The 344-nt window shown below is 65.4% G+C and carries 1 protein-coding gene; it reads right to left on the reverse strand.

From position 1 onward, the window contains the following. Positions 1–340 (reverse strand): MucR family transcriptional regulator (locus EN859_RS36195; protein ID WP_135913672.1); only part of this gene is annotated, 340 nt, incomplete at its 3' end. Positions 341–344 lie beyond the last annotated feature (4 nt).

Here is a 344-nt window from a genome sequence, read left to right on the forward strand (position 1 = left end):
CGACCATCGGATAGTCGACCGGCAAGCCCCATTTGGTCGGGTACGCTTCCGGCGTCAGGCCGAAATGCACGCCGATATGGCGCTTCAGCGATTTGAACTTCTTCCCGTCCTCGAGGCAGATGATGTAATCCGGCGTCACCGAGCGCTTAGGATTGACGGCCGGGACCGGCGGGGGCGCGGCGGGCTCCGCCGGCTGGCTGATCCCGCCGATCGACGAGGCGACGCTGGCGATCAGCTCGCCCAGGCCCGAAGCGGGCAGGCGGTTCTTCGCGACATAGGCCGATACGATGTGCGCGGTGAGCTCGAGCAGGTCGACTTCCTTACTGGTGTCCTCGTCCACGTAG

It is taken from the genome of Mesorhizobium sp. M00.F.Ca.ET.216.01.1.1 (assembly GCF_004010325.2).
In the GTDB taxonomy this organism is placed as follows: domain Bacteria; phylum Pseudomonadota; class Alphaproteobacteria; order Rhizobiales; family Rhizobiaceae; genus Mesorhizobium.